This window comes from Jejuibacter sp. L23 (assembly GCF_050815825.1).
Taxonomy (GTDB): Bacteria; Pseudomonadota; Gammaproteobacteria; order Enterobacterales; family Enterobacteriaceae; genus Jejubacter; species Jejubacter calystegiae.
In genome coordinates, this window is the sequence record NZ_CP138199.1 from 3947945 (window position 1) to 3970988 (window position 23044).

Here is a 23044-nt window from a genome sequence, read left to right on the forward strand (position 1 = left end):
GGCCAGTCACTCGATGCGCCCCGTCCTGATTCTGAATATCGTTATTCTGGTACTAAGCGCGCAGTTTCAGATCGATAGCATCCTGTGCGCGGCTGCTGCGATGAGAGTCATTCTGCTGGCGGTCAGAAACGTCCAGCACTTCCTGGTTGTTCACCAGCTCACCCAGCGTAATATTGTTCAGGAAGCCGGTCAGGCGATCGCTCAGATCGCGCCACAGCGCGTGCGTCAGACACTTATCGCCGCCCTGACAACCGCCCTTACCCTGGCAACGCGTAGCGTCGACGGATTCGTCAACGGCACTGATCACTTCGCCCACCGCGATACTGCCGGCTTCTTTACCTAGCAGGTAACCGCCCCCCGGTCCACGCACGCTGGCCACCAGACCATTCTTACGCAGGCGGGAGAACAACTGCTCCAGGTATGAGAGCGAGATTCCCTGCCGCTCAGAAATATCAGCCAACGGTACCGGGCCCGCTTCGGAGTTGAGTGCAACGTCCAGCATTGCGGTCACGGCATAGCGCCCTTTTGATGTCAGTCTCATGTCTTACTTAACCTCAAAAATGCCCCTCGACCCGGGGGTTTACCATAGATATAGTTTTTACATAGCGGCACAAGTCTGACATTCCTGAGTAATTTGGTCAACTATTTACCCAGGTAAAACACTCAACTATTTCTGATTCTGCGGCTTCCCTTTATTCCCCTCTTCCATCGAAGAGAGAATCCCGCGCAGGATGTTCAATTCCTGGCTTTCCGGACGGGCACGGGTGAACAGACGGCGCAGCTTGTTCATCACCTGCCCCGGATGGTTGGCGCGAATAAAACCAGTTCCCAGCAGCACCTGCTCCAGGTGGCCATAAAAGCGTTCCAGATCGTCAACCAGCGGATAAGGCGTTTCATCACCCGGTTCCGGTGCCGTCTGCTCAGCAGCAGCAAGCGCCGCCATACGGACTTCGTAAGAGATAACCTGTACCGCCATGGCCAGGTTAAGGGAGCTGTATTCCGGATTAGCGGGGATCGCCACGTGGTAGTGGCACTTCTGCAGTTCATCGTTGGTCAGGCCAACGCGTTCACGACCAAAAACCAGCGCCACCGGCGCGTGCTGCGCCTCTTCAACGCTTTTTACGCCGCATTCGCGGGGGTCGAGCATCGGCCAGGGGAGCGTTCGGGAACGGGCGCTGGTGCCCACGACCAGGCTACAGCCGCTCAGAGCTTCGTCCAGGCTATCAACGATGCGCGCATCGCCAATCACATCGCTGGCGCCAGCCGCCAGCGCAATCGCCTGGGAATCCGGCTTCACCAGCGGATTCACCAGCCAGAGATTGGTCAGGCCCATGGTCTTCATAGCACGGGCGACCGAGCCCATATTGCCGGTGTGAGAGGTCTCCACCAGTACGATTCGAATATTCTGCAGCATATGCCTTTGGACTAATAATCAGGTTTTACAGGCGATCCTACCATAAAGCGAAGACACATTCCGAACCCTCTGCTATACTCCGCCCGTTTTTCCCGTTCTTTAACATCCAGTGAGAGTAACTCATGCATCCGATGCTCAACATCGCCGTGCGCGCGGCGCGCAAGGCCGGTAATTTTATTGCTAAAAGCTATGAAACCCCGGACGCGGTGGAAGCCAGCCAGAAAGGCAGCAATGATTTTGTCACCAACGTCGACAAAGAAGCCGAACGCATTATCATCGAGACTATCCGTAAGTCTTATCCGCAGCATTCCATCATTTCTGAAGAAGCCGGCGAACTGGCGGGCAGCGACCAGGATGTACAGTGGGTTATCGATCCTCTGGATGGCACCACCAACTTTATCAAACGCCTGCCGCATTTTTCGGTCTCTATCGCCGTGCGCGTTAAGGGCCGTACCGAAGTGGCCGTGGTTTACGATCCGATGCGTAACGAACTGTTTAGCGCCGTCCGCGGTCAGGGCGCCCAGCTAAACGGCTATCGCCTGCGCGGCAGCAGCGCCCGCGATCTGGACGGCACCATTCTCGCCACCGGTTTCCCGTTCAAAGCCAAGCAGCACTCCACTGCCTACATCAAGATGGTTTCCAGCCTGTTTACCCAGTGCGCCGACTTCCGTCGCACCGGCTCCGCCGCGCTGGATCTGGGCTATGTTGCCGCCGGTCGCGTGGACGGTTTCTTCGAAATTGGCCTGAAGCCCTGGGACTTCGCCGCCGGTGAACTGCTGGTGCGTGAAGCAGGCGGTCTGGTATGCGACTTTGTCGGCGGTCATAACTACCTGACCAGCGGCAATATCGTGGCCGGTAACCCGCGAGTGGTGAAATCCCTGCTCGCCTGCGTGCGCGACGATCTGAGCGAAGCGCTTAAGCGCTGATGCCCGCACTCCGCCCCTGGTCAGAAGGGGCGGAGCCCCCGCCCGACCGGCTGAGCCGCCGCCAGCCACATCATAATTCCCGCCGCCACCAGTATCACACCGCCAGCCAGCGCCAGAGTGACACCGGCCACCCGTTGCCATAGCGCCGGAGTTCGACTCACGCTCATGCGTCGAGCCAGTTGCCGACAGCTATGCACCAGCAGCGCCAGCCCGGAAATGGTCAGCGAAGTCCCGGCTGACATCGCCATCACCGCCGCCACACCCCACCAGAAAACATCAATCACTTTACTGAATAACAGCACCACGATCGCGCCGGAACAGGGCCGCATTCCCATCGACAGCACCAGCAAAATCCGCTCGCGCAGACTCCCCCTCTCTTCCATCTGCTGCGACGAGGGCAGATGCTGATGACCACAGCCGCAGGTAGCGCTGTGTTGATGATGCGGTGTCATCCGCAGGAAAACCGGGCGCCGCAGCAGACCGCGCAGTCGCCTGAGCGCCCGCCAGCACAGCATTACGCCAAGCAGCGCCACCAGCAGGTAGCTCCCTTTTTCCAGCCAGAAAGCGCTGAGATGCAGTGTGCGCACCGGCAGCGCCAGCAGCCACAGCACCAGACTGACCAGCGCGATAGCCACCAGTCCCTGGAGTAGCGACGATGCCAGCGTCACGCCCAGACTGGCGCGCAGCCGCGAGGGATGAGTGGCAAGCCAGGTGGTCATCACCACCTTGCCGTGCCCCGGCCCCAGCGCGTGCAGCACGCCATAAGCAAAGCTGAATAGCAGCAGCGCGCTGCCAGCTCGCACCGGGTTTTCGGCCACCGCCTGTAACAGCGCACTAAGCTTGCCATTAACCTCACGCTGCCAAAGCGTGCTCTTTAGCATCAACTGCGGCCAGTTCAGCCACAGCGCCACGCCAGCACCGACAATTGCCAGTATCAGCAGCGCCAGCGGCCAAAACGCCAGCCAGCGGCGAGCAGGGGGTGAGGAAAGGTTATTGATTACTGACATGTCAGCGTCACCTGCTGCGCGAAGTGTTTACCCAGTTCCATCTCCTGCGGCGGCGCATCTTCTTTATCCAGCGACAGGGCCCAGGCCTGCAGTTTTGCGTCGGGCTCCGGGGTGTTCAGGTTGAGCTTACAGCGCTGGCGCAGCGCTTCTGGCAGCGTCAGCGAATTCGCATTGTCGTAGCGCATATCCACATAGTAAGTGGGATCAAAGGTGGTAAAGCGATAGCGTTGCCCTGCCAGCGGCTGGGGATGCGCCAGCGGCAGCGTAAAGAAGAGCACCGCCTTGTTCCCCTCGCGTGCCAGCCGGTAATCGCGTGGCAGATTGCTGAAAGTCACCTTCCGATCGCCATGCCAGAATTCCGTGAAGTAGTGCTGCCCCAGCACATTCGCCATCACCTCGGCCGCCAGCTTTTTCCAGACCGGTGAATCCGGCGCGGCGCTGCCTGCGTCATACAGCAGATCGGCCGAGGTCATTTCATCCATAGTCCAGCGCATCGCCAGCCCGGCGAGTGCATCATTCTCCACCACCATCTGGCTCTCAAGAGTGATAAAGCTGTGCGGATGCCCAAAGGCACCGGCAGAGAGGGCCAGCAAAGTCAGCGCCAGCGCGCTGCAACGTCCTGATTTAGTGATATCCATCATTCCTCAGCGAAAAATACTGTGAGCCAGGCGAAACAACCTTCTGAAAAATGCTCAGCAGAAAAAACGGAGCATAAAACTTCGACTATCCTTGGATCTGAACACGACTAACGGGAAAAATCGGATGATGACACTGCTTCAGCCGCCACCATCTGTGCTTTCCGATCCGCAACGCCGCTGCCACCTGCTTTTAACGCTCTGTCTTCCGGGACAGACGGTGACCCCCCAGGTCATCGCACGCCTTAATGGGGTGGATGAAGCCGTCGTTCACCAGGATATCGCCGATGCCCGCCATGAAATTCGGGAGAATTATCGGCTTAATATCCTGACTCAACCCGACGGCAGCTACCGGATTGAAGGCACCGCACTGGATCGTCGCCTCTGCCTGCTTCACTGGCTACGTCGGGGCCTGCGTCTGTGTCCGGATTTCGTCCGGCATCAGTTTGCCCCCGCTCTGAAACAGGAGCTGCGTCAGCAGGGGATTTCACGCGCGCTCTATGACGATACCAACCTTCAGGCCCTGGTCAACCTCTGTTCGCGCCGTCTGCAGCGACAGTTCACACCTGGCGACAACCAGTTCCTGAACCTCTACCTGCAGTTCTGCCTGACTCAGCATCAGCAGGGCCATATTCCCCAGTTTAGCGACAGCCAGCGGCGCTGGGCCCAGACCCGTGCTGAAGCGCTGGCGGCCAAAGAGATTGTGCGCCACTGGGATCGTCGCACACCGCATCCCCCCCATGAGAACGAGCGTCTGTTCCTGGCGGTGCTGTTTATGCTGCTGCGAACCCCGGATCCGCGTAACGATAGCCAGCGTCAGGACCGGCGCCTGAAGCGCGCCATCGCCGATCTGATCGCTTACTTTCGCGAACTTTCCGGTCGTGACTTCAGCGATGAGAAGGGGCTCAGCAGGCAACTCTATATTCACCTGGCCCAGGCGCTGGACCGCTCGCTGTTCGATATTATGGTCGCCAGCCCGGTGACCCGGGATGTGGCCACCCTCTATCCAAAGCTGATGCGCACCACCCGTGAAGCGCTAATCCCGTTCGAAAATCGCTACGGCGTGCGTTTCTCCGATGATGAAGCGGGCCTGGTGGCGGTGATTTTCGGCGCCTGGCTGATGCAGGCCCAGGATCTTCATGAACGCCAGGTGCTGATCGTCACGGGCGCCAATCCAGCGCTGGAAGCGGAGATCGAGCAGCAGCTTCGTGAACTAACGCTGCTGCCCATCGCCATTCGCCATCAGTCGCTGACGGACTTTCAGGCATCGGGTTCGCCCAAAGGGGTGGCGGTGATTGTCACCCCCTATGCCACGCCCCTGCCGCTGGTTTCGCCACCGCTGATCCACAGCGAAGGGCCGCTGGGCGAACGCCAGCAGCGACACATCCGGGAAATTCTGGAAGGTTAATCTCTTGCCGCCACGGAAGGCCGCAGCACCAGAGCCGGTAGCACCACCAGCGCCATCACCCAGAATAGCCCGGCCCCCAGATGCTGATAGAGGAAGCCGGAGATCATGGTCATCAGCGCGATACTGCCCCCCAACGCCACCGCCGAATAGAGCGCCTGCAGGCGAATCGCCTGAGCGCCACGGTGCGCCGAGATATAGCGAATCGCCGCCAGATGGCAAACAGTAAAGGTGCCGCAGTGCAGAATCTGCATCACAATCAGCCACGGCAGTTCGGTGGTCCAGCCCATCAGCCCCCAGCGCACCACGCCAGACAGCGCGGAAAGCAGCAGCAGATCCCGGGGGCTCCAGCGCCGGAACAGTCGGTTGCTAAAAGCAAAGATCAGGATTTCCGCCACCACGCCCAGCGACCAGAGGTAGCCCACCACGCTCGGCGAATAGCCCACGCTTTGCCAGTACAGCGCACTAAAGCCGTAGTAAGCGGCGTGAGCCCCCTGTAGCAGAGTCACGCAGCCCAGGAAACGCCAGTTTTCCTGCAACAGCTGGCGCCAGGCCTGCCAGCCGACATGATCTGCGCCGCGGGCGTCCCCTTGTGGGGCCACCGAAGGCCGTAGCAGCATTCCGCTTAGCATGGCGATGATCCCCAGCGTCAGTACCATCAGGATGGCCTGATGACCGTAAAGGCTGACCAGCTTACCGGTCAGGGCTGAACCAATGACAAAGGCCAGCGATCCCCATAGCCGGACCCGACCGTAATCCATGGTTATCTGGCGCTGCCAGGTATTGGCGAGTGCATCGGTCAGCGGCACCAGGGGAGAGAAGAAAAAGTTGAAACCGACTATCACCAATAGCAGCCAAAGCGCGGTATTACCCAACCAGAAGCCAATAGCGAAGATCAGCGCTACCAGCGCCAGCAGGCGTAGCGCCTGCACCAGACGTCCCGGATCCCGCACCCTCGGCGCCAGCAGCAGGCTTCCCAGGAAACGCGCCACCAGCCCGGCGCCAAGCAACAGGCCAATGGTTTCCGGCGTCAGGCCGGTTCCTTTGAGCCAGACGCTCCAGAATGGCAGAAAAACGCCGTAGCTAAAAAAGTAGGTAAAGTAGCTGAGCGCCAGCCAGCGCGTTGATTGCACGACCATTATTCCCTCCCCTGCGGAGCCGATACTCTGTCAGAGGCTCCGCATTCAGGCAAGCAGGAAGTCAGTAATAGGTCGTGCGATAGCGGATCCGCTGCTGTTCTTTCTTTTCGCCGCCGTCGGTCAGGGTATTGACGGCGTAGTCGCAGACCAGAGGGTTGGCCATTTTGTCGTAGCGGCACTTCTTCAGCGCCTGGTAGAACGGCATACCGTTACTCAGCCCCTGGGTAATAAAATCCCAGGGTTCGTCCAGCTTGCGCTTTGGCTCGGTAATCAGCAGCACATCGTTCTGTTCGCTATAAAATACAATGCTTTTTGGCATGCCTTCGCGGGTATAGAAGTACTCGCGATAGACCCAGGCGTCTTTTGCATCCTTAACTTTCACCAGAAAGCCATTGTCGTAGATATAGAGCTTATGGACAGGATCGCTGTTAGTGGTCTCCACAATCTGGCATTTGTCATTGAGCACAATGGTATTGCGCTTATCGCGTACCGACACCAGAGTGTTGCTGTCGCTACCGCGCACCAGCTTCATATACTCGCCGCTGGTTCTGTCCGCCCGTTCATACTCTTTAAGGCAACCGCTGGGATCAAACTGCCCTTTCGCCACCATCAGCGGTTTGTCGCTGTCGCCATACAGCGCCTGCTCAAAACTTTTTACGTGGCCGCGCAGCGCATCGAACTCCAGTTCGTTGGACAAGCTGGCCATCGCCGGACGGAAAGGCTGTACCTGCGACTCTCCCCGCGCGCTCCAGGTAATCAGGATGATAGCAAGACACAATAAACTCTTTTTCATAAGGCTCCGGTTTCCTGCCCGGTGTGAGGAGGCAATGTCAGGCACGGAATACGTTAAAGGATAGAAGAATTCTCTGTGCTGGCACCCCAGCCGGCGAAGGCAAAAGCGCCTCATCCCATATCTTTCACTAACTGACCGTCACTGTTCCTGCTTTTACGCTGAATTTTCATTGCCAGCTAATGATTTAAAAATTTAACTCGATTTACATTAACTTAACATTGACGGGCAAACACAATAATTATCAGAGGATAACAGTAACATGCAATCCCGCACTTTACCCTTAGATGCGCCAGAGCCCGATGCCGCTCCCGGGCGCGATATCGCCGGGCGAATCAACGCTCTGCCCTCCTCCCGCGGCCTGTGGAGCTTTATCGTGCTGCTGTCGCTGGGCGGCTTCTTCGAACTCTACGACCTGTTCCAGACCGCCTGGATCAGCACCGGTCTGGTGGCCGATGGCATCTTTCATACCGGCAGCGACGGCCTGTTTGGCGTGGCCGATCAGGCCGCATTCGCCTCGGTAACCTTTCTGGGGTTGTTCATCGGCGCCAGCCTGCTGGCTCCCCAGGCCGACCGTTTCGGCCGCCGCCTGACCTTTATGTTCGCCCTGGCCTGGTATGGCCTGTTTTCCCTGCTGATGGCCTGCCAGACCACGGCGGAAGGGGTGATTCTGTGCCGCTTTATGGTCGGCATTGGCCTGGGGATTGAGCTGGTCACCATCGATACCTATCTGACCGAGTGGGTGCCAGCGTCGCTGCGCAACAAAGCCTTCTCCTTCGCGTTCTTTATCCAGTTTCTGTCGGTGCCCACGGTAGCTCTGCTCTCCTGGTGGCTGGTGCCCCATAACTACTTTGGCGTCAGCGGCTGGCGACTGGTGGTGATCATCGGCGCCGTCTGTTCGCTGGTTATCTGGCTGGTGCGTAAAAATCTGCCGGAATCGGCACGCTGGCTGGCGCGTCACGGTCGCAGTGATGAGGCGCACCGGGTCATGTGCGATATGGAACGGCGCTGCGGCCTTCAGCCCGCCGCCCGCTTCAATGCCGGTGACATGTCGTCCAATACCACCGGTCGCGGCAGCTTCCGGGAATTGTGGTCGCCGGAATATCGCAGCCGCACCCTAATGCTGTGTGTGATGAACTTCTTCCAGGCCATCGGCTTCTTCGGCTTCGGCAACTGGTTACCGGCTCTGCTTTCCGGCCAGGGGGCCAGCATTACCCACAGCCTGCTCTATGCTTTCTTTATCACCCTGGCCTATCCGGTGGGCTGCCTGATCTGCAGCCGCTATGCTCACCGCATGGAAAACAAGTGGCAGATAGTCTTCTCTTCCCTGACCACGGTGGTGTTCGGCACCCTGTTCGCACTCCAGAACCAGCCTCTGCTGCTGATCCTGTGCGGCTTTATGATCACCTGGTCCAACGCCTGGCTGACCATTAGCTATCATGCCTATCAGGCCGAGGTCTTTCCGACCCATATTCGGGCCAGAGGCGTTGGCTTCTGCTACTCTTTCAGTCGGTTATCTACCGCATTCACCAGCATTTTGATCGGTCTGATTCTGCAATACAGCGGCACCAGCGGGGTGATTATCTTTATCGTGGTCAGCATGATGATGGTGATGCTGTCGGTGGGACTGTTCGGGCCGAAGACCCGGGGCCTGAATCTGGAAGCCATCTGACGACGTGTTTTCAGGATATGGCGTACCGCTTGTGATATCTTTAGCCGCGTTTACGTGAACGACCTCCTCCGAACGGGGGAGTCATGAGGACAACAGGTTTGTACGCCAGCGCCGAATCCGTTTCATCATCGCCCTCCCGCACCCGGGTAGTCATCCATCTGTGCGGCTTTCTGGTCTTTCTCTACAGCCTGACCATGCTGCCGCCAGCGTTTGTCGCTCTTATCAACAAAGAGCGCAGCCTGTTTGCTTTTCTGCTCACCTTTGCCATTTTCGCCACGCTTGGGGCCGGAAGCTGGGCCATCACGCGCACCAGCAGCGTGCAGCTTAAAACCCGCGACGGCTTTCTGATTATCGTGCTGTTCTGGCTGCTGTTTTCGCTGATTAGCGCCATGCCGCTGTGGTTGAGCGATGAGCTACAGTTGCGGCCGGTGGATGCGTTGTTTGAGGGGATATCCGGCATTACCACGACCGGCGCATCGGTACTGAGCGAAGTTTCGGGACTACCGCGCTCGATGCTCTACTACCGGGCGCAGCTTAACTATGTGGGCGGTCTGGGGGTTATCGTACTGGCGGTGGCGGTTCTGCCGCTGCTGGGCATTGGTGGGATGAAGCTGTATCAATCAGAGATGCCGGGCCCCTTTAAGGAAGAGCGCCTGACGCCGCGGCTGGCGGATACCGCAAAGCAACTGTGGCTGACCTATCTGCTGCTGGGCGCCGCCTGTTCTCTTGCCTTCTGGTTCGCCGGAATGCCCGGTTTCGATGCGCTGTGCCACGGTATCTCGACCGTATCGCTGGGCGGTTTTTCCACCTGGAATGAAAGCCTGGGCCATGCCGATAGCCTGGCCGTGGAGGGCGTCGCGGGTCTTTTTTCGCTGCTGTCGGCCATTAACTTCGCGCTCTGGTTTGTGGTGCTCAGCCGCCGCAGCCTGAAGCCTTTTTTACACAACGCCGAGCTGCGTTTCTTCCTGCTGGTCGTGGCAGTGGTGGTGATTATCGTCACGCTGGAGGTCTGGCGCGCCGGGATGTACGGCCTGCCGGAATCCTTTGTCCATGCCTTCTTCCTGACCAGTTCGATGATTACCGATAACGGGCTGGCCACCGGTGATTATGCCGACTGGCCGGTACATATCATTGTCTTACTGCTATTAAGCAGCTTCTTTGGCGGCTGCGTCGGCTCTACCTGCGGCGGTATTAAAGCGCTGCGCTTCCTGGTGCTGTTTAAACAGAGCCGCCAGGAGATCCACCAGTTGGCGCATCCCCGGGCGCTGATCAGCGTGCGCATCGGCGGCCACCCGGTCAGCGACCGGGTGCTGCGCAGCGTCTGGAGCTTCTTCTTTCTTTACGCCCTCTGTACCTGCCTGTTTATCATTCTGCTGAATCTGCTGGGCTACGATCTGCTGACCGCCTTCGCCACCGTCGCCGCCTGTATCAACAATATGGGGCTGGGCTTCGGCGAAACCGCGGCAGGATTCGGCACCCTGAACGATCCGGCCAAATACCTGATGTGCGCCGCCATGTTGCTGGGCCGCCTGGAAATTTATCCGGTGCTGATTTTACTGTCGCGCACCTTCTGGCGTAGCTGATCGTTGACTTACTCGTCCGGGAACAGAAATGCCAGAATGCTACGGCGCCACTCCCCGGGGCACTATACTATTTTCACCAGAATCCCAATCACAACAGCAATCACCAACAGGGCAATCCCCAGATCTATCAGCATTATGATAATCCTTCGAAATCGGGCAAGCAGACAACCGATCACCACGGCGGGAAACACCGTCACAATAAAGCATATGGCAGCATGCCATGCAGGGTTAACCACATAGGTATGGAGCAGGAATCCGGAACCAAGCGCCCCAACAAGAAAAAGACCCGGCATCCACTTCCCGTCCTGCTCTGCATCATATTCTTCCTGCGAAAGAAATCGGTTCCCCACCCGATACCTGGCCATACCCACTCCTTTTTTGGATAATTCCCCCAAAATACCGCAACCCTGAAAAAATGAAAAACGGATACGGGCGACTTTACTCCCCCAATTGTTTGAATCTATTCAAACAATTGGGATCATGATAAATTTCGGCAGGATGACCATCTTTATGTTATGGATATGAACGCAATTGGCGTTCATTGATAAGAGCAGGGGAAAGCGATGTTTTTTATCAAAAATGGAGTTGAAGGTTACAGGAAGGCTTTTTCTTACAAAGGCGTTGCCGATCGCAAGAGTTATTTATTTTTTGTGCTCTTTCAGTGGATTGTTATTATCCTGGTAACTCTGGCTTCATTTTATCTGAAGGTTATTTTTCAGGGTTATTCTGGTGTCGGACTCTTTATCGTTATTAGCATTAGCCTTTATTCCTGGCTTGCCGGATTAGCTTTCTCCGTCAGGCGACTACATGATACCGGCCAGAGTGGATGGATATTGCTGATCCTGTTTATTATTGTTTTGATTGTTGAGGCTGTAGGAGAAGGCGGCGGAAATGCTGTTAATGCTATTTTCTTTCTGGGGCTCATGCTGGCGAAGACAAAATCAGAAAACAATAAATATCGACCAGATAATTTTAATTTAACTAAAGTACCCGGGAAAGCCCCCCAGGGGACATACAGAACACTAAAATAATCCACTAAATATTTTTTTACTTTCCGGAAGTATGTCCGAAATAGACTCCAGATAAACAAGCCAGTCAGTTTCTTAACTGACTGGCATTACTTAAAGATAAGAGGCGCTTACGCGTAAACCGGGAAGCGGGCGCAGATATCCAGCACCTTCTGCTTCACGCGCTCGATGGTCGCTTCGTCCTGGATATTGTCCAGCACGTCGCACATCCAGCCCGCCAGCTCCTGAACTTCCGCTTCTTTAAAGCCGCGACGGGTAACCGCCGGAGTACCAATACGCACGCCAGAAGTCACAAACGGGCTCTTCGGGTCGTTCGGTACACTGTTCTTATTCACGGTAATGTTGGCGCGGCCCAGCGCGGCATCCGCCTCTTTACCGGTCAGATCTTTCGCTACCAGATCCAGCAGGAACAGGTGGTTATCAGTACCGCCGGAAACCACGTTATAACCGCGATCCAGGAACACCTTCACCATGGCTTTAGCGTTCTTCGCCACCTGCTGCTGATAGGTTTTGAATTCCGGCTCCATGGCTTCTTTCAGCGCCACGGCCTTACCGGCAATCACGTGCATCAGCGGACCGCCCTGAGCTCCGGGAAAAACCGCAGAGTTCAGCTTCTTGTACAGCTCTTCACTGCCGCCTTTGGCCAGAATCAGTCCGCCGCGCGGACCGGCCAGAGTTTTATGGGTAGTGGTAGTCACCACGTGAGCATGCGGAACCGGGTTCGGGTAGACGCCGGCGGCGATAAGCCCGGCAACGTGCGCCATATCAACAAACAGATATGCGCCGATGCTGTCGGCGATTTCACGCATCTTCGCCCAGTCCACCACGCCAGAATATGCAGAGAAGCCGCCGATAATCATCTTCGGTTTATGCTCTTTTGCCTGTTTTTCCAGATCCGCGTAGTCGATATGGCCGCTTTCATCGATACCGTAAGGCACGATGTTGTACAGCTTACCGGAAAAGTTAACCGGCGAGCCGTGAGTCAGGTGGCCGCCATGGGCCAGATTCATGCCCAGCACGGTATCGCCCGGCTGCAGCAGCGTGGTGTAAACAGCGAAGTTAGCCTGAGAGCCGGAGTGGGGCTGGACGTTAGCGTAGTCGGCGCCGAACAGCTCTTTGGCGCGATCGATGGCAAGCTGTTCAACGATATCGACATACTCACAGCCGCCGTAGTAGCGCTTGCCGGGATAACCTTCGGCATATTTGTTGGTTAGCTGAGAGCCCTGCGCCTGCATCACACGCGGACTGGTGTAGTTTTCGGAGGCGATCAGTTCGATATGCTCTTCCTGACGTACTTTCTCCTGCTCCATAGCCTGCCACAGTTCGGCATCATAATCGGCAATGTTCATTTCACGCTTTAACATCCGCATCTCCTGACTCAGCTAACGATAAAAGGACTCGCCCACGGCGGGCAACGGCCCCCAGTATAACCGATTAAAAGTCTGATAACAGGTCTTGACAAAGGATTGTGCGCAAACGATTGGCTACCCGCCAAACAAGGCGTTATGGATTTCCAGGTTTACACGCATGACAGGAAAGATACTCATCGTCCAGTTGTATTTTATTCACTTACATAACATCCTCCTTTACATGGTTATGACATTTCCATAAAATGCATCACATATACCACTTTAAGAAATCTGAGAATAAGGAGTGCGCAATGTTAGACGCCCAGACCATCGCCGTCGTGAAATCCACCATCCCCCTGCTTGCCGACACCGGCCCCAAACTCACCGCCCACTTTTATGACCGTATGTTCCGCCACAACCCGGAACTGAAAGATATTTTCAATATGAGCAACCAGCGCAACGGCGACCAGCGTGAAGCGCTGTTTAACGCCATCTGCGCCTATGCCACCAATATTGAAAACCTGGCAGCGATTCTGCCGGCCGTTGAGAAAATCGCCCAGAAGCACACCAGCTTCCAGATCCGCCCCGATCAGTATCAGATCGTCGGTCACCATCTGCTGGCGACGCTGGACGAGATGTTCAGCCCGGGCGACGAAGTGCTGGATGCCTGGGGTAAAGCCTACGGCGTGCTGGCCCAGGTGTTTATCGACCGCGAAGGGCAAATCTACGACGAAACCAAAGCCAAAACGGGTGGCTGGGAAGGCACCCGTCCTTTCCGCATCGCGGCGAAAAAGCCCCAGAGCACGCTTATCACCAGTTTTGAACTGGAGCCTGTGGACGGCAAGCCGGTGGCCGACTACCGCCCTGGCCAGTACACCGCCGTCTGGCTGAAGCCAGAAGGCTTTGCTCATCAGGAGATTCGCCAGTACTCCCTGACCCGCAATCCCAACGGCAAGAGCTACCGTATTGCGGTGAAGCGCGAAGGCGAAGGCCAGGTGTCCAGTTGGCTGCATCAGCATGCGAAAGAAGGCGATGTGGTCAACCTGGTGGCGCCGGCGGGCGACTTCTTTATGGATGTTACGCCTGAAACACCGGTTACCCTGATTTCCGGCGGCGTCGGTCAGACTCCGATGCTGGCGATGCTTAACACTCTGGCCGCTACCGGTCATCGCGGCCAGGTGAACTGGTTCCACGCCGCCGAAAACGGCAGCGTGCATGCCTTCGCTGATGAGGTAGCCCAGTTGGGCAATCAGCTACCGGCATTCCACAGCCACGTCTGGTACAGCCAGCCGGACGCCGACGACCGCGCGCAGCAGCGTTTCGATAGCGAAGGGCTGATGACGCTGGCGGACGAAGCCGGTCAGTTCAGCGATTCAGCCACCCAGTTCTATCTGTGCGGGCCGGTCGGCTTTATGCAGTTCGCCGCCGAACAGCTGGTGAAACTGGGCGTGGATAAATCACGCATCCACTACGAATGCTTCGGCCCGCATAAGGTGCTGTAAAAAACGAAACGGCCCGCAAAAGCGGGCCGTTTGTTTAACAGAGCGTGACGATTACAGCGCCGCGTCATCCTCTTCGCCGGTACGAATCCGCACCACGCGCGCCACATCAAAGACAAAAATCTTACCGTCACCGATCTTGCCGGTCTGGGCGGTACGAATAATGGTATCGACACAGGTATCAACAATATCGTCCGCCACCACAATTTCGATCTTCACCTTCGGCAGAAAGTCGACCATATACTCGGCGCCGCGATAAAGCTCGGTGTGCCCCTTCTGGCGGCCGAAGCCTTTCACCTCGGTGACCGTCATTCCGGTAATCCCTACTTCGGCCAGCGCTTCACGCACATCGTCCAGTTTGAAGGGTTTAATAATCGCATCAATCTTTTTCATGGTGCATCCTTAAATCAACTTGCGTTACACGCAGCGCTCGCCTCTGTGTCGGCGCCTCGTTGGTTATAAACTGTCGGGCATCAGGGAACACAGCCTATTCTTTAAAGTCACTGGCGTCCAGTTCATGACGCGCCAGCAGTTTGTAGAATTCAGTACGGTTGCGGCCCGCCATTCTTGCTGCATGGGTGACATTGCCTTTGGCGATCTGCAGCAGCTTACGCAGATAGTTCAGTTCAAACTGGCTGCGCGCTTCTACAAAGGTGGGAAGCACGGTGTTTTCACCCTCCAGCGCCTGCTGGATCAACGCCTCGCTAATGACCGGCGCCGGGCTCAGCGCCACGCACTGCTCAATCACGTTCACCAGTTGGCGAACATTGCCCGGCCAACTGGCGGCCATCAGGCGTTTCATCGCGTCGGTGGAAAAACTGCGCACAAAGGGCTTATGCCGCTCCGCCGCCTGACGCAGCAGATGATTCGCCAGCAGCGGAATATCCTCAGCCCGCTCGTGCAGCGCCGGAATCTTCAGGCTGACGACGTTCAGGCGATAGAACAGATCCTCGCGGAACTCGCCGCGCTGCATCGCTTTCGGCAGATCCCGGTGGGTGGCGGAAAGAATACGCACGTTAATATCGACATCGCGATTACTGCCCAGCGGCCGTATCTTGCGCTCCTGCAACACCCGCAGCAGCTTCACCTGAAGCGGTACCGGCATATCGCCAATCTCATCGAGAAACAGCGTCCCGCCCTCGGCAGCCTGGAACAGTCCTTCACGGCTGCTGACCGCACCAGTAAAAGCGCCGCGCGCATGACCAAAAAGTTCAGACTCCAGCAGCTGTTCCGGTAGCGCGCCACAGTTAATAGCAATAAATGCCTTGCCTGCACGGGGGCTGGCCTGATGAATGGCGCGGGCCAGCACCTCTTTACCGGTGCCGCTCTGGCCGTTAATCAGTACGCTGACGTCCGACTGGGCCACCATACGCGCCTGTTCCAGCAGACGCAGCATTACCGGACTGCGGGTGACAATAGTTTCACGCCACAGGTTGTCTCCCGTCCCGGCGCTCTGGGCCAGCGCTTCGTCTATCGCCCTGTAGAGCGCGTCCCGGTCCACCGGTTTGGTCAGAAAGCTGAATACTCCCTGACGGGTGGCAGCCACCGCATCGGGAATCGAGCCGTGGGCGGTCAGGATGATCACCGGCAGCCCCGGCTGCGTTTTCTGGATTTCAGCAAACAGCTGCATGCCGTCCATCTCGTCCATCCGCAGATCGCTAATCACCAGATCCGGCCGCTCTTTGGCCAGCAGTTTCAGGCCCTGCTGGCCGCTTTCCGCGGTGGTGACCTGGTAGCCCTGGCTGGTAAGACGCATACCCAATAGCTTCAGCAACCCTGGATCGTCATCCACCAATAGCAGTCGCGCGCCGCTGTGCTGTGTCATGGTTTGGCCTCCTGCGCGTCATCGCTTTGCGGCGCCTGGGGGGCTGGTGCATCACCATCGGGCAGGTAGCTGCTCGCCCCTTTGCGGCTGGAAAGCTGACGCTCAATATCAGTCAGGTTTTGTAGCTTACGCCGGGTCTGCTCCAACTGGCCGTGCAGATGTTTCTGCTGCTGACGCAGCTCATCCAGCTCGCTATCGCTCTGCTCCTGAAGCGTGCTATAGCGCCAGCGGGCGTCGGAGAGCGACAGCTCCTGGGCCTGGTTATCGCGCAGCATCTGATACAGCGTGTGCACCTGACGTGGCACCGCATAACTCATGTTATCCAGCTTATTCAGATTGTGCCGCCGCTCCTGGGGAGTAATCTTCGCCTTCGCCAGCAGGATCCCCTGGCGAAACGCCGCCTGCCAGGTCTCTTCATCAAAGCGATGAGCCAGCGAGCGGGCATCGGCAGGCGCCAGCCGTTCAGCGCAGTCAATGCCCCGCAGCCAGTACAGCGGATTATTTTCCGCCACGGCGCCTTTGAGTCGCCACAGTGTGGGACAGGGCGTCGCCAGATAATCCGCCACCTGGCGTTCCGGTTCAGCCGGACGCGCCCCTGCATGGTGCGCGCCCTGTTCCTTAACGGTCGTGCAGCCTGCCAGCAGCGTCAGGCTCGCCGCCAGTAGCAGTCCCGTACAGGCGCTGCGCCACCGCGCAACGCCAGTCAACCCATTCGTCATATCGTCTCATTTCCGGTACAGACCGGCAGTTCGATGCGGAAACAGACATCCGCGTCGTTATCATCCACCAGGCGCAGGGTGCCCTGCATACGCCGGATCGCATCCTGCGCAATGCTCAGTCCAAGACCGCTGCCCTTTACCGCGCCCTTGCGCTGTTGGCTGCCCTGATAAAAGGGTTCGAAAATCATGGCCCGTTCACTTTCCGGAATCGATGGGCCATCGTTGGCGACCTCGATGGTCAGATGATCACCCGCCCGGTAGCTACGCAGATAAATGGTACCGGATTCAGTGCCATAGTGCACCGCATTGGAGTAGAGATTATCCAGCGCGCTAGTCAGCAGACTGGGGTCTGCCAGGCAGTCTTCCGGGGCCAGGGTGACCCGGGTTTGCATCAGTTTAGCCCGTGCCGGCAGCGCATGCGCGGCAATAATCCGCTCCACCAGCGGCGCCAGCGCCACTGGCTGCAGCGTGCTGGCGCCGTCGGTCAGCTTGCGATTATAGTCCAGCAGTTGTTCTATCAGCCGTTGCAGATTGTGACTGCTGCTGTCGAGAATCGCCACTACCTCTTCCTGCTCCGGCGTCAGCGGCCCTGCCACCCGGTCAGCCAGCAGCGCCGTACCTTCGCGCAGGCTGGCAAGCGGGGTCTTAAGTTCGTGGGAAATATGCCGCAAAAACTGATGGCGCTGGGATTCGAGCCAGCTCAGGCGCTCGCTCAGCCAGATAATGCGCTGCCCTACCGAGCGCAGTTCCCGCGGCCCTTTGAACAGCGGCATCTCATCCAGCCTCTGCCCTTCTCCCAGTTGGTTAATCATGCGTTCCAGCCCCTTAACAGGGCCAATAATCATTCGGGTAAACAGCATCACCAGCGCCAGGCTGACCAGAAACAGGGCCAGCGCCTGACGGCCAAAGTAGCGACCGCGTTCGGCAATCTCCCGCTGTAGCTGTATGCCGCGGGCAGAAACCACCGAGCGGGTCGCCTGTACCAGCTCGGTATTGGCATGGGCAAAGGTTTCGAGCTGCGCCGACGCCGCCTCATCCGGGCCGCTATTGCGGCACTTCAGGGCGCTCAGCCCTTCAAGGGCGTGACTTAGCGTGCGCCAGATGCGCTCATCAGGCAGCACGCTGGCGTGGGCCGCCAACATCTGGCCATAGCGCTGGCGCTGGCTCTGGTAAACGTTCGCCAGGGTGGGGTTATCCAGCACGCAGTACTGACGATAGCTACGCTCCATCTCCAGCGCGGCGCTGGTCATGGCTTCGCTGCGGCGGGCGTCGGTCAGCGCCGTTCTGTTGGTCCAGGCCGCCTGATCGCTCAGAGCATTCAGGCTCTGCCATGCCTGCCAGGCCAGCACCAGTAGCGGCACCAGCACCAGCAAAAACGCCATCATAACCACCTGACGCAGGGAACGGGGGAAGACGGACCAGCGTTTCAACGGCATGCTCTCAGGTTATCCATAATGCCATGATGCTAACGGAGCGCGACGCAGGAGGAAAGCGCCAGATGTGAAAACGGCAGAGCCAAATTGACTCTGCCGCTTTACTGGAATCAGGCGGTGCCTTACTCAACGTTTCGCCCGATGCCTGATAAAGGAGCGAACTCACTATTATCAGATGGTGGACGGCAGGCACCTTTTTGTGCGTCATTCGTAGGTTTATGTAGCACGTCCGACTGGCGGGGCTAACATAAGAAGGTGAATGAGCCACTGATTCATATAATGCACGTTTTATGCCAAAAATAAAAGAAAACAAATAAACTCATGATTTTAAATGTGTTTATTATAAAACATTCTTAAACTGACCAGAGAAGTGCTCCTCAGAACTGTCTCCTTATGGAGACACTCATAACCCGTTTAAGCTCAGAAACAAAAAATCAACAAGTTAAATGTCACCTTTTGGCGACATCAGATGCCCCATGCTGTCGCGCTTTCCCGACACTATCATTACCTCCCGTTACGATTTTCCTGAGTAACGGGAGGCAGCAGCATTAACCCAACTGACGACGGGCGTTACGGAACAGACGCATCCAGGGGCTGTCCTCGCCCCACTGTGCCGGATGCCAGGAGTTCGCCACGCTCCGGAATACGCGCTCGGGGTGCGGCATCATAATAGTAACGCGCCCGTCTTCACTGGTTACCGCCGTAATGCCATTCGCTGAACCGTTCGGGTTAGCCGGATAGCGCTCGGTCACCTTGCCGAAGTTATCGACATAGCGCAGCGCCACCAGTCCCCGGCTTTCCAGTTCGCTCAGCGGCGCGCCGACGCGCGGCTCCACCCGACCTTCGCCGTGGGAAACGGCGATCGGCATACGGGAACCGGCCATGCCTTCCATCAGCAGCGAGGAGCTTTCCGCCACCTCAACCAGACTGAACCGCGCCTCAAAGCGCTCGGACTGGTTACGCACAAAGCGCGGCCACAGGTCGCTACCCGGAATCAGCTCCCGCAGGTTAGAGAGCATCTGGCAGCCGTTACAGACCCCCAGAGCCAGGGTATCCGGGCGCAGGAAGAAGCCGCGGAACGCTTCGCGAACCGGCTCGTTGAACAGAATCGATTTCGCCCAGCCTTCGCCGGCTCCCAGTACGTCGCCGTAAGAGAAGCCGCCGCAGGCGACCAGGGTATGGAAATCGCCCAGATCGTGACGTCCGGCAATCAGATCGCTCATATGCACGTCCACGGCGTCAAAACCGGCGCGATGGAATGCCGCCGCCATCTCGACATGAGAGTTGACCCCCTGTTCGCGCAGCACCGCCACTTTCGGGCGCGCACCGGTGGCGATAAAGGGTGCCGCGATATCCTCATCCATATCGAAGCTCAGGGCGACGTTCAGCCCCGGATCGCTATTATCGCCCTTCGCCGCGTGCTCTTCATCGGCGCAGGCCGGGTTGTCGCGCAGGCGCTGCATCTGCCAGGTGGTTTCTGCCCACCACTGACGTAACTGATTGCGGCTCTCGCGATACACCGTTTCGCTCCCGGCACGAACGATAAAGTCATCTCCGACGCTCGCCTGGCCCAAATAATGGGTGCATGCTGCCAGACCGTGGGACGCCAGCAGCGCTTCCACGCTTTCGCGCTCATCGGCCGCAACCTGGATCACAGCGCCCAGCTCTTCGTTAAACAGCGCCGCCAGGCGATCGTCGCCCAGGGCGGCAATATCCACATCCAGACCGCAATGACCGGCGAAGGCCATCTCCGCCAGAGTGACCAGCAGGCCGCCGTCGCCGCGATCGTGGTAAGCCAGCAGCGAACCGCGGGCCAGCAGCGCCTGGATAGCGTCGAAGAAGCCTTTTAGCTGCTCAGGACAGCGAACGTCAGCGGTGCTGTCGCCCAACTGGCGATAAACCTGGGCCAGCGCGGTGGCGCCCAGGGCATTACGGCCCTGACCCAGATCGATCAGCAGCAGGGCATTCTCTTCGGTGCTGAGCTGCGGTGTGGCGGTACGACGGGCGTCCTCTACCCGGGCAAAGGCGCTAATCACCAGCGACAGCGGCGACGTCACTTCACGCGCTTCACTGCCTTCCTGCCAGCGGGTTTTCATCGACATTGAATCCTTACCCACCGGAATGGTCAGCCCCAGCGCCGGACACAGTTCTTCGCCCACCGCTTTCACCGCCTGGTACAGACCGGCATCTTCACCGGGGTGGCCCGCCGCGGCCATCCAGTTAGCGGAAAGCTTCACCCGCGTGAGGGAGCCAATCTGCGCCGCGGCGATATTGGTCAGCGCCTCGCCCACCGCCAGACGGGCGGAGGCGGCAAAATCCAGCAGCGCAACCGGCGCGCGCTCGCCCATGGACATGGCTTCGCCGTGATAGCTGTCCAGGCTGGCGGTGGTCACCGCGCAGTCAGCCACCGGGATCTGCCAGGGGCCGACCATCTGATCCCGGGCCACCATACCGGTGACGGTACGGTCGCCAATGGTGATCAGAAAGGTCTTTTCAGCCACCGCAGGCAGATGCAATACCCTTTTCACCGCATCAATGAGATCGATACCGGTGCGATCCAGCGCCTGGCCCTGAGCCTGCTGGCTGGCCACGTCGCGGGTCATTTTCGGGGTTTTACCAAGCAGAACATCCAGCGGCATATCAATGGGCTGATTGTCGAAGTGGCTATCATTCAGGGTCAGATGCTCTTCCTCTGTCGCCTCGCCAATCACTGCATAGGGCGCGCGTTCGCGACGGCACAGGGCATCGAAATCCGCCAGTCGTTCCGGCGCCACCGCCAGCACATAGCGCTCCTGAGATTCGTTGCACCAGACTTCCAGCGGGCTCATACCCGGCTCGTCGCTCAGGATATCCCGCAGCTCAAAACGGCCGCCGCGCCCGCCGTCGCTCACCAGTTCCGGCATGGCGTTGGAAAGTCCACCCGCCCCCACATCGTGGATAAACAGGATCGGGTTGTTATCCCCCAACTGCCAGCAGCGGTCGATCACCTCCTGACAGCGACGCTCCATTTCCGGGTTATCTCGCTGTACCGAGGCAAAGTCGAGATCGGCGTCGGACTGACCGGAATCCATTGACGAAGCGGCACCGCCGCCCAGACCGATATTCATGGCCGGACCGCCCAGCACGATCAGTTTCGCTCCCGGGGGGATCTCCCCTTTCTGGACGTGATCGGCGCGGATATTACCGATACCGCCCGCCAGCATAATGGGCTTATGATAACCACGCACTTCGGCGCCGTTGTGGCTGCTCACCCGCTCCTCGTAGGTACGGAAGTAACCGTTCAGGGCCGGGCGGCCAAATTCGTTGTTAAAGGCAGCGCCGCCGAGCGGGCCATCCAGCATGATGTCCAGCGCCGAAACGATGCGCTGCGGCTTGCCAAAATCCTCTTCCCAGGGCTGCTCGAAGCCGGGAATACGCAGGTTAGAAACCGAGAAACCGACCATCCCCGCCTTGGGTTTTGCGCCGCGCCCGGTGGCACCTTCATCGCGAATTTCACCGCCGGAGCCGGTGGCCGCGCCCGGCCACGGGGAGATTGCGGTCGGGTGGTTGTGGGTCTCGACCTTCATCAGAATATGGGTCGGCTCCTGATGATACTGGTAGCGACCATCGGCGTCCTGCGGGTAGAAACGCCCAACCTCAGAGCCTTCCATCACTGCGGCATTATCTTTATAGGCGGAGAGCACGTACTCCGGCGTCTGCTCGAAGGTGTTCTTAATCATCTTAAACAGCGACTTCGGCTGAGTTTCCCCGTCGATAATCCAGTCGGCGTTAAAGATCTTGTGGCGACAGTGTTCCGAGTTCGCCTGAGCGAACATATAGAGTTCGATATCGTTAGGATTGCGACCCAGAGAGGTAAACGCCTGCTGCAGATAGTCAATTTCGTCTTCCGCCAGCGCCAGCCCCAGACGAACGTTGGCTTCGATCAGCGCTTCGCGCCCGCGACCGAGCAGATCGACGCTCTGAACCGGACGCGGATTGTGATGGGCGAACAGGCATTCGGCCTGCTCAGGCGCGGTAAACACGCTTTCCATCATTCTGTCGTGAACCAGGGCCGCCGCCGCATCGCGCTGAGCGGGGCTCAACTCCCCTTCCAGATACCAGGCCACGCCGCGCTCCAGGCGCTTCACCTGGCTCAGACCGCAGTTGCGGGCAATGTCGGTGGCTTTAGAGGACCAGGGGGAGAGCGTACCGGGACGGGGCGTCACCAGCAGCAGCGTACCGCCAGGCGCATGGCTTGCCAGGGTCGGGCCATATTCCAGCAGGCGCACAAGCCGCGCGCGCGCCTCATCGTCAAGGGGGGCCGCCAGGTCAGCAAAGTGCATATATTCGGCATAGACGCCGGTTACCGGCAGCCGGGCCGCGTTAAAACGATCCAGCAATTTATTGATTCGGAAGGCTGACAGGGCGGGCGAACCACGCAGAATTTCCATCATAAGATCTCTCGTCTTCGAAGCGACTGTATGGCGCCATCGATGGCACCAGGGGAAAACGGGCGTCATTATAGAGAATCCACAGCGGCGACGAAACCGTTTGCGCAGAAATAAAATTCCTGTGACGCTGTACGTAAAATGGTCAAAAAACGCACTAAGCGGTTGCCAGCGCACGCATTGTTGAGCAAAA

19 protein-coding genes are annotated in these 23044 nt (G+C 58.1%); 6 read left to right on the plus strand and 13 right to left on the minus strand.

Going from position 1 to position 23044, the window contains the following annotated elements; translation table 11 throughout:
• Positions 1–52 precede the first annotated feature (52 nt).
• Together iscR and trmJ are read right to left on the minus strand one after the other, a co-directional pair.
• Entirely contained in the window at positions 53–541 is a 489-nt protein-coding gene (gene iscR, locus SCU88_RS18875) for a Fe-S cluster assembly transcriptional regulator IscR (protein WP_138098909.1), read from the minus strand.
• 126 nt (positions 542–667) lie between these two features.
• Positions 668–1414 (minus strand): tRNA (cytosine(32)/uridine(32)-2'-O)-methyltransferase TrmJ, encoded by a 747-nt coding sequence (trmJ, locus tag SCU88_RS18880; protein ID WP_138098910.1) that lies wholly within the window; start codon positions 1412–1414, stop codon positions 668–670.
• A 122-nt stretch (positions 1415–1536) separates the two neighbouring features.
• Here trmJ and suhB point away from each other — a divergent pair, with 122 nt between their 5' ends.
• Positions 1537–2340: an inositol-1-monophosphatase gene (gene suhB / locus SCU88_RS18885; RefSeq protein ID WP_138098911.1), complete on the plus strand. Its 804-nt coding sequence runs from the start codon at positions 1537–1539 to the stop codon at positions 2338–2340.
• Between the two features lie 20 nt (positions 2341–2360).
• Here the strand turns inward: suhB and SCU88_RS18890 are convergent, their stop codons facing one another.
• Together SCU88_RS18890 and SCU88_RS18895 are read right to left on the minus strand one after the other, a co-directional pair.
• Entirely contained in the window at positions 2361–3347 is a 987-nt protein-coding gene (locus SCU88_RS18890; protein WP_175342088.1) for a nickel/cobalt transporter, read from the minus strand.
• Positions 3338–3985 carry a DUF1007 family protein gene (locus SCU88_RS18895; RefSeq protein ID WP_431810180.1) on the minus strand — a complete coding sequence of 216 codons (648 nt, stop codon included), beginning with the start codon at positions 3983–3985 and terminating at the stop codon, positions 3338–3340. Before SCU88_RS18895 ends, SCU88_RS18890 begins: the two co-directional genes overlap by 10 nt.
• A 124-nt stretch (positions 3986–4109) precedes the next feature.
• On the opposite strand from SCU88_RS18895, the gene csiE reads away from it, so the two are divergent.
• Positions 4110–5390 carry a stationary phase inducible protein CsiE gene (gene csiE, locus SCU88_RS18900; protein WP_175342086.1) on the plus strand — a complete coding sequence of 427 codons (1281 nt, stop codon included), beginning with the start codon at positions 4110–4112 and terminating at the stop codon, positions 5388–5390.
• On the opposite strand, the gene SCU88_RS18905 is transcribed toward csiE, so the two are convergent.
• Together SCU88_RS18905 and SCU88_RS18910 are read right to left on the minus strand one after the other, a co-directional pair.
• Entirely contained in the window at positions 5387–6526 is a 1140-nt protein-coding gene (locus SCU88_RS18905; protein ID WP_138098915.1) for a 3-phenylpropionate MFS transporter, read from the minus strand. The genes csiE and SCU88_RS18905 overlap by 4 nt on opposite strands.
• 61 nt (positions 6527–6587) lie before the next feature.
• The gene (locus tag SCU88_RS18910; protein ID WP_138098916.1) at positions 6588–7319 is read right to left on the minus strand and encodes a YnfC family lipoprotein; all 732 of its coding nucleotides are present in this window, start codon (positions 7317–7319) and stop codon (positions 6588–6590) included.
• 259 nt (positions 7320–7578) lie between these two features.
• On the opposite strand from SCU88_RS18910, the gene SCU88_RS18915 reads away from it, so the two are divergent.
• Together SCU88_RS18915 and SCU88_RS18920 are read left to right on the plus strand one after the other, a co-directional pair.
• A complete protein-coding gene (locus SCU88_RS18915) occupies positions 7579–8988 on the plus strand; it encodes an MFS transporter (protein WP_138098917.1) in 1410 nt (469 codons plus the stop codon).
• Positions 8989–9071: 83 nt separating this feature from the next.
• The gene (locus tag SCU88_RS18920; RefSeq protein WP_175342085.1) at positions 9072–10571 is read left to right on the plus strand and encodes a TrkH family potassium uptake protein; all 1500 of its coding nucleotides are present in this window, start codon (positions 9072–9074) and stop codon (positions 10569–10571) included.
• 62 nt (positions 10572–10633) lie between these two features.
• On the opposite strand, the gene SCU88_RS18925 is transcribed toward SCU88_RS18920, so the two are convergent.
• Positions 10634–10936 carry a hypothetical protein gene (locus tag SCU88_RS18925; protein WP_175342084.1) on the minus strand — a complete coding sequence of 101 codons (303 nt, stop codon included), beginning with the start codon at positions 10934–10936 and terminating at the stop codon, positions 10634–10636.
• Positions 10937–11134: 198 nt separating this feature from the next.
• Here SCU88_RS18925 and SCU88_RS18930 point away from each other — a divergent pair, with 198 nt between their 5' ends.
• On the plus strand, positions 11135–11602 hold the full coding sequence (locus tag SCU88_RS18930) for a DUF805 domain-containing protein (RefSeq protein WP_175342083.1): 468 nt from the start codon (positions 11135–11137) through the stop codon (positions 11600–11602).
• Between the two features lie 107 nt (positions 11603–11709).
• Here the strand turns inward: SCU88_RS18930 and glyA are convergent, their stop codons facing one another.
• Entirely contained in the window at positions 11710–12963 is a 1254-nt protein-coding gene (glyA, locus tag SCU88_RS18935) for a serine hydroxymethyltransferase (RefSeq protein ID WP_138098922.1), read from the minus strand.
• A 296-nt stretch (positions 12964–13259) separates the two neighbouring features.
• Here glyA and hmpA point away from each other — a divergent pair, with 296 nt between their 5' ends.
• Entirely contained in the window at positions 13260–14450 is a 1191-nt protein-coding gene (hmpA, locus tag SCU88_RS18940) for an NO-inducible flavohemoprotein (RefSeq protein ID WP_175342082.1), read from the plus strand.
• Between the two features lie 51 nt (positions 14451–14501).
• Here hmpA and glnB read toward each other — a convergent pair whose 3' ends face one another.
• The 5 genes from glnB to purL form a co-directional block, all read right to left on the minus strand.
• Positions 14502–14840 carry a nitrogen regulatory protein P-II gene (gene glnB / locus SCU88_RS18945; RefSeq protein ID WP_138098924.1) on the minus strand — a complete coding sequence of 113 codons (339 nt, stop codon included), beginning with the start codon at positions 14838–14840 and terminating at the stop codon, positions 14502–14504.
• A gap of 94 nt (positions 14841–14934) precedes the next feature.
• Positions 14935–16272, minus strand: coding sequence for a two-component system response regulator GlrR (gene glrR / locus SCU88_RS18950; protein WP_175342081.1), 1338 nt, complete (start codon positions 16270–16272; stop codon positions 14935–14937).
• Positions 16269–16991 carry a two-component system QseEF-associated lipoprotein QseG gene (qseG, locus tag SCU88_RS18955; protein ID WP_175342080.1) on the minus strand — a complete coding sequence of 241 codons (723 nt, stop codon included), beginning with the start codon at positions 16989–16991 and terminating at the stop codon, positions 16269–16271. The genes glrR and qseG overlap by 4 nt, the downstream gene beginning before the upstream one ends.
• Positions 16988–18421, minus strand: a complete 1434-nt coding sequence (locus SCU88_RS18960; RefSeq protein ID WP_175342106.1) for an ATP-binding protein — start codon at positions 18419–18421, stop codon at positions 16988–16990. The genes qseG and SCU88_RS18960 overlap by 4 nt, the downstream gene beginning before the upstream one ends.
• A gap of 551 nt (positions 18422–18972) precedes the next feature.
• The gene (purL, locus tag SCU88_RS18965; RefSeq protein ID WP_175342079.1) at positions 18973–22857 is read right to left on the minus strand and encodes a phosphoribosylformylglycinamidine synthase; all 3885 of its coding nucleotides are present in this window, start codon (positions 22855–22857) and stop codon (positions 18973–18975) included.
• Positions 22858–23044: the final 187 nt, after the last annotated feature.

Bases quoted from the DNA above. Each gene is read 5' to 3' on its own strand.
- SCU88_RS18910 (WP_138098916.1), bottom strand. From the start codon at position 7,319: ATGAAAAAGAGTTTATTGTGTCTTGCTATCATCCTGATTACCTGGAGC.
- suhB (WP_138098911.1), top strand. From the start codon at position 1,537: ATGCATCCGATGCTCAACATCGCCGTGCGCGCGGCGCGCAAGGCCGGT.
- glnB (WP_138098924.1), bottom strand. From the start codon at position 14,840: ATGAAAAAGATTGATGCGATTATTAAACCCTTCAAACTGGACGATGTG.
- SCU88_RS18925 (WP_175342084.1), bottom strand. From the start codon at position 10,936: ATGGCCAGGTATCGGGTGGGGAACCGATTTCTTTCGCAGGAAGAATAT.
- purL (WP_175342079.1), bottom strand. From the start codon at position 22,857: ATGATGGAAATTCTGCGTGGTTCGCCCGCCCTGTCAGCCTTCCGAATC.
- SCU88_RS18920 (WP_175342085.1), top strand. From the start codon at position 9,072: ATGAGGACAACAGGTTTGTACGCCAGCGCCGAATCCGTTTCATCATCG.
- csiE (WP_175342086.1), top strand. From the start codon at position 4,110: ATGATGACACTGCTTCAGCCGCCACCATCTGTGCTTTCCGATCCGCAA.
- hmpA (WP_175342082.1), top strand. From the start codon at position 13,260: ATGTTAGACGCCCAGACCATCGCCGTCGTGAAATCCACCATCCCCCTG.
- SCU88_RS18905 (WP_138098915.1), bottom strand. From the start codon at position 6,526: ATGGTCGTGCAATCAACGCGCTGGCTGGCGCTCAGCTACTTTACCTAC.
- glrR (WP_175342081.1), bottom strand. From the start codon at position 16,272: ATGACACAGCACAGCGGCGCGCGACTGCTATTGGTGGATGACGATCCA.
- SCU88_RS18890 (WP_175342088.1), bottom strand. From the start codon at position 3,347: ATGTCAGTAATCAATAACCTTTCCTCACCCCCTGCTCGCCGCTGGCTG.
- SCU88_RS18895 (WP_431810180.1), bottom strand. From the start codon at position 3,985: ATGGATATCACTAAATCAGGACGTTGCAGCGCGCTGGCGCTGACTTTG.
- glyA (WP_138098922.1), bottom strand. From the start codon at position 12,963: ATGTTAAAGCGTGAAATGAACATTGCCGATTATGATGCCGAACTGTGG.
- trmJ (WP_138098910.1), bottom strand. From the start codon at position 1,414: ATGCTGCAGAATATTCGAATCGTACTGGTGGAGACCTCTCACACCGGC.
- iscR (WP_138098909.1), bottom strand. From the start codon at position 541: ATGAGACTGACATCAAAAGGGCGCTATGCCGTGACCGCAATGCTGGAC.
- SCU88_RS18930 (WP_175342083.1), top strand. From the start codon at position 11,135: ATGTTTTTTATCAAAAATGGAGTTGAAGGTTACAGGAAGGCTTTTTCT.
- qseG (WP_175342080.1), bottom strand. From the start codon at position 16,991: ATGACGAATGGGTTGACTGGCGTTGCGCGGTGGCGCAGCGCCTGTACG.
- SCU88_RS18915 (WP_138098917.1), top strand. From the start codon at position 7,579: ATGCAATCCCGCACTTTACCCTTAGATGCGCCAGAGCCCGATGCCGCT.